Genomic DNA, 5,060 nt, shown 5'->3' with positions numbered 1-5,060 from the left:
CCTCAAAAATTCTTAATCTTCCAACGATTTCTTCCTTACTTTCTGATAATCAGTACACCTGCTTTTTAAATTACTATTTAGAAAATATTTTTGATCAGATTATGACTTTTAATGGAATTATTGAATCTTATTATACAGATTTTTCAATCGTCTCAATCTTTTCACCTGCCTTATTCTCAGAAAATCATTGTGAACTTGCCTTAAACACAGCTTTTTCTATAAAAGATACAGATAAAAAAATCAACGCAGATATAAAAACAATTCCTCTTTCTCCCAAAATCGACGGTATGAATGATGATTTGTATACCGCCTTTTTTATTTTAAATCACAATAAAGTAAAGGTTTCTACACAGACAGCTCTTTTTACTGATTCGATAAATACAGGCTTCACCGGTGCAAAAGAAAAATTTTCATTTAAAATTTGTGATAATTCCTGGAAAGAAGCGCTTTCATTATGTGATTTTTCACAAAAAACAGGGCTTACCGGCATTATAGTAAATGAAAAAGCAGGCGAAAACCTGAAAAACAGCTGCATAATCCGTAAACTAAATGAAAATTATGAAGTTTTAGGAAAACTAAGTGATGATAATGAAAAACTCTGGAATTATACAAAATACTGGAATCAGGCAATGGATTTACTTGAAAAAGGTGATAAACAGAAAGCACTCGCTATATTTAAGAAACTTAATGAAGGCCGGCCGAATGATAATGCTGCAAGGTATTTTATAAAATTACTGGAAGTAGTAGAATAATTATATGAAAATAGCTGTCTTAGTAAGTGGAGGCGGTACAAATTTACAGGCATTAATAGACTATGAAAAGTCTCATGCTGATTGTCCGTACCACATCGCACTCGTAATTTCGAATACAAAAAATGCTTATGCACTCGAACGGGCAAAAAATGCAGGAATTCCTGCAGAAATCCGCAGCCCTTTTTCTGTACTTGGTAAAGAAAATGCAGAAAAAGCCACTCGTGATGAAAAACGCATTGCAATAAGCGATGCAATTCTTGATTTATGCAGGAAATATCAAATCGAAGCCATTGTACTTGCCGGCTATCTGTCAGTTCTGGGCGGATCAATCATAAATGAATATTCCGGCAAAATCATTAATCTGCACCCTGCTCTTCTTCCAAAATTCGGCGGTGTCGGTATGTGGGGGCACAATGTTCATGAAGCTGTTTTAGCCAGCGGTGAAAAAGAAAGCGGCTGTACAGTTCATCTTGTTGACTCCGGCTGTGATACAGGAAAGATTCTGGTACAAAAAAAAGTTCCAGTCCTTCCCGGTGACACCCCTGAATCACTTTATGAAAGAATTGCACCTGAAGAACACAAAGCCATGATTGAAGGTGTATGTATTTTGGCAAGTATGAATAAAAATTAACTTAAATTATTTCTGTTTTTACTTGACTTTGAAAATCTAACTGTTAAAATAGATAGTATGAGTGATTATCTTGACGCTACAAATGAAGAATTGTTAAAAGACTACTTCTCAGAATCAGAACTCATGGTTGATAATCTCGAAAGCAATATTCTTGCCATCGAGAACGATCCTAATAACCATGATGCAATCGATGAAATTTTCCGTGCTGCCCATACATTAAAGGGTAACTCAGCTACAGTCGAATTTTCTGAAATAGCACATTTTGCGCACACCATGGAAGACCTTCTTGATGAAGTCCGTTCCGATAAAGTAAAAGTTACAGAAGATGTTGTCGACACACTTTTAACAGCACTTGATGTTATAAAGGCTATGCTCGAAGCACGTACAAACGGTTCTGTTTATGGTGAAAGCGTAGACGAAATTACCGAAAAAATTAAAGGCATGATAGCAGGTGGCACAAGTGCTTCTCCAGCTCCCAAAGCTGCGTCTCCATCGCCGGCTCCTGCACCTGCTCCAAAACCGGCTGCACAAAGTACTTCTTCTGGCGCTCCAACAGTTTCACTTTCAGAATATGAGCTTGCCGAATTAAAGCAGGGCTGCGAAGCAGGTCAGAAACTCTGGTCAATTTCAGTAAGTTTCGATGAAAACAATCCTATGAATTCTGTTGGTGGAATTCAGGTTTTCGCTGCTCTTAAAGCCTGTGGTACAGTTTTAAAAACAATTCCGGATTTTGATGCACTCTATGAAGATGAATTCCACAAAGAAGTAGTGTATTTCGTAGCTTCAGCAAACACAGCTGACCAGCTTGAAGATACAGCTTTCCTTGACGACGTTACATTAAGCGTTGATGCAAAAAACATCGACGATGCAGTTGCTGCAGATTCAACACCAGCTCCTCAGCCGGCAGTTACTCCTGCTCCTGCTGCAGAAGCTCCAAAAGCTGCTGCTCCAGAGCCGGCACCTCAAGCCGCTGCTCAGCCGGCTGCACAAAAAGAAGCTGCTAAACCAGCTGCTAAAGCAGCTCCTGCTTCAGGTCACGCACAGCAGAGCACTATTCTCCGCGTAGATTCAAAGCGTGTTGACAACCTTATGAATCTTGTTTCTGAAACAGTCATTACTAAAGCTTCATTTAACCAGAGTCAGCAGCAGTTTGCAGATATGCTCATTCAGTTCCAGACTCTGGATACTTCTTACAAAGAGAAGATTCGACGCATGTTTGAACAGCTTCCACAGTATCTCGAAGAAATTCAAAATGGTGTAGCTGTTAAAGATATAAAAACAAACATCTCTAATGAATTTGGCGATATTGCTACATTCTTTGATGCTTTTGAAAACCGCTTCAAAGATTTAAACTCAAAATTCCACTCTTCTACGCAGAATCTCGGTCGAATCACAGGCGAACTGCAGGAAGGTATCATGAAAATCCGAATGGTTCCTATCAGTCAGGTTTTCGACCGTTTCCCGCGTGTTGTACGTGATTTACAGAAAGACCTTGGCAAAAAAGTCAATCTGATTCTTGAAGGTGAAGATACCGAACTTGATAAAACAGTAGTTGATGACCTCATGGATCCAATCATGCACTGTGTACGAAACTCAGTTGATCATGGTATTGAATCCCCGGAAGAACGCAAAAATGCCGGCAAAGACGAAACAGGTACTGTTCTTCTTAAAGCTGCAAATGAAGGCAACAGCATTGTAATCGATGTCGTAGATGATGGCGGCGGTATCAACGTCGACAAAGTCAAAGCAAAGGCTATCGACAAAGGGCTTATTCATCCGTCAAAAGTTCTTTCTGATCAGGAAGCAGCACAGCTTATTTTTATGCCTGGTTTCTCAACCGCAGAAAAGATTACAAATGTTTCAGGCCGCGGTGTAGGTCTTGATGTAGTTAAAACCATGATTGAAAAGCTTAACGGCACAATTCAGGTTACATCAGAGCACGGAAAGGGCTCGAAATTTTCAATTCGTCTGCCTCTTACACTTGCAATTATTCAAGGTCTTCTTGTTAGAGTTGGCCGTGAAGTATATTCAATTCCGATTGCATCAGTTATCGAAAGTGTCCGTGTAAAGAAATCAGAAATCAATACAATCGATAACTACGAAGTTCTTAATGTCCGAAACGAAGTTATAAGCGTTCTCAGACTAAGCCGGCTGTTCAATATTCGTACTAATGAAGACGGTGAATACTGCTTTGTTGTAATCGTCGGTTCTCAGGACAAGAAAATCGGTGTAATGGTCGACAATCTTATCGGTGAAGAAGATGTTGTAATCAAGCCTTTACGTGATCAGTTCACGCAGTCTCCTGGTATCTCAGGTGCTTCAATTTTAGGTGATGGTTCAGTATCGCTTATCATCGATGTTACACAATTGCTTGAATTAGGCGTCCGTCAGGAAATTCAAGCTAGACAAGAAACAGGATTTGGTGAATAAGGAGAAGATTTATGGAAAACACAGCAGAAGAAAAACCTTCAATCAACTCCGTTCTTAAGGAAAGTCTTGGTAATCTGCAAAGTCTGGCAGGACCTGATTCTGCAGTTGTTGAAAAACAAGATAACATGGTTGTTGTTGACTATAAAATGGTCACATTCTCACTCGCTGGCAAAGATTATGCTATCGACATTATGAAAGTCAAGGAAATTGCTAAAGCAGGAAGATTTACCTATGTGCCGAATGCTTTGCCTTTTGTACTTGGCGTTTATAATTTACGCGGTGATATTATTCCAATCATTGATTTACGCTTGTTTTTTAATATTGATATGCCTGAACGTGAATACGATGCACTGGAAAACATGCTTATTGTTTCAATTGGAGAACTTACTTTTGGCGTTGTCGTTGACGAAATCGATAAGGTTGTAGGTATTCAAAAATCAAGCATCAACCCTCCTCATCCGTTATTTGGTGATATTAATATCAAATACATTCAGGGTGTTGTAGAAGTAAATAACCGTCTGTATATTCTTCTCGACATTGAACGGATTTTCGGTTCAAAAGCTGATGTAAAATCTGCAGAAGCTGATGTTGTAAAAGAAATGTCAGCAAGAATCTCTGCACCCGTTACCGGAAGTAAAAAACAGCCTCAGAAAGCTGCTCCAGCAAAAGAAGAAAAGGTTGATTACTCGTTTGTAGTTGAATCACTGGCTTCAATGCGTAAATTCACTGCATCACCTCTAAATGACAAATGGATGCAGAAACGCTACAAAGAATGGGAAAAGGAACGTGGCAAAGATAAAACACAGCTTCAGTCAGCATCAGATGCAGATATTTTCTTAAAAGATTTCTTCTCATCTTTCAGCGGAACCTGGTGGGATAAAAATTATGCAGATTCAATTTATAAAGCTCTGCCAGATAATGCTGCAAAGCAGATTGTTGTATGGAATCCAGGCTGCGGAAAAGGAAGCGAAACATATTCTTTAGCATGTATTCTGAAGAAACGCTACCCGGAAGCAAAAATCCGAATCTATGCACATGAAGTAGACCTTCTTAATATTTCAAATGCGCCGTTGCTTGCTGTTCCTGGTGAAGTTGCAAATGACTGGTATGCGCCATATATCACAAAAAAGGCAAATGGAGATTTCACATTCATTCCTGAAATTCGTGACAGTATAATGTTCGAATATCATGATTGTGCCAATACCAACAATCTGCCGACTTGTGATATAATATTTGCACGGGATTTA

At 39.1% G+C, this 5,060-nt stretch carries 4 protein-coding genes; all 4 read left to right on the top strand.

Annotation, left to right across the window (positions count from 1 at the left end; genetic code table 11):
• Positions 1 to 752, top strand: a 752-nt coding sequence (locus ACKI5B_RS03960) for a hypothetical protein (RefSeq protein WP_407426053.1), incomplete at its 5' end; no start/stop codon positions are given.
• 4 nt (positions 753 to 756) lie between these two features.
• A complete protein-coding gene (gene purN, locus ACKI5B_RS03955) occupies positions 757 to 1,383 on the top strand; it encodes a phosphoribosylglycinamide formyltransferase (protein WP_407426051.1) in 627 nt (208 codons plus the stop codon).
• A gap of 57 nt (positions 1,384 to 1,440) precedes the next feature.
• Positions 1,441 to 3,813, top strand: a complete 2,373-nt coding sequence (locus ACKI5B_RS03950) for a chemotaxis protein CheW (RefSeq protein WP_407426049.1) — start codon at positions 1,441 to 1,443, stop codon at positions 3,811 to 3,813.
• A gap of 11 nt (positions 3,814 to 3,824) precedes the next feature.
• Positions 3,825 to 5,060: chemotaxis protein CheW (locus tag ACKI5B_RS03945; protein ID WP_407426047.1), on the top strand; the 1,236-nt coding region annotated here is incomplete at its 3' end.

The sequence above is a fragment of the Treponema sp. genome, from assembly GCF_045657965.1.
In the GTDB taxonomy this organism is placed as follows: Bacteria; Spirochaetota; Spirochaetia; order Treponematales; family Treponemataceae; genus Treponema_D.
Note: the sequence above shows the minus strand (reverse complement) of the source record. Positions and strands in the feature narration are given on the sequence as shown.

Bases quoted from the DNA above. Each gene is read 5' to 3' on its own strand.
- purN (WP_407426051.1), top strand. From the start codon at position 757: ATGAAAATAGCTGTCTTAGTAAGTGGAGGCGGTACAAATTTACAGGCA.
- ACKI5B_RS03950 (WP_407426049.1), top strand. From the start codon at position 1,441: ATGAGTGATTATCTTGACGCTACAAATGAAGAATTGTTAAAAGACTAC.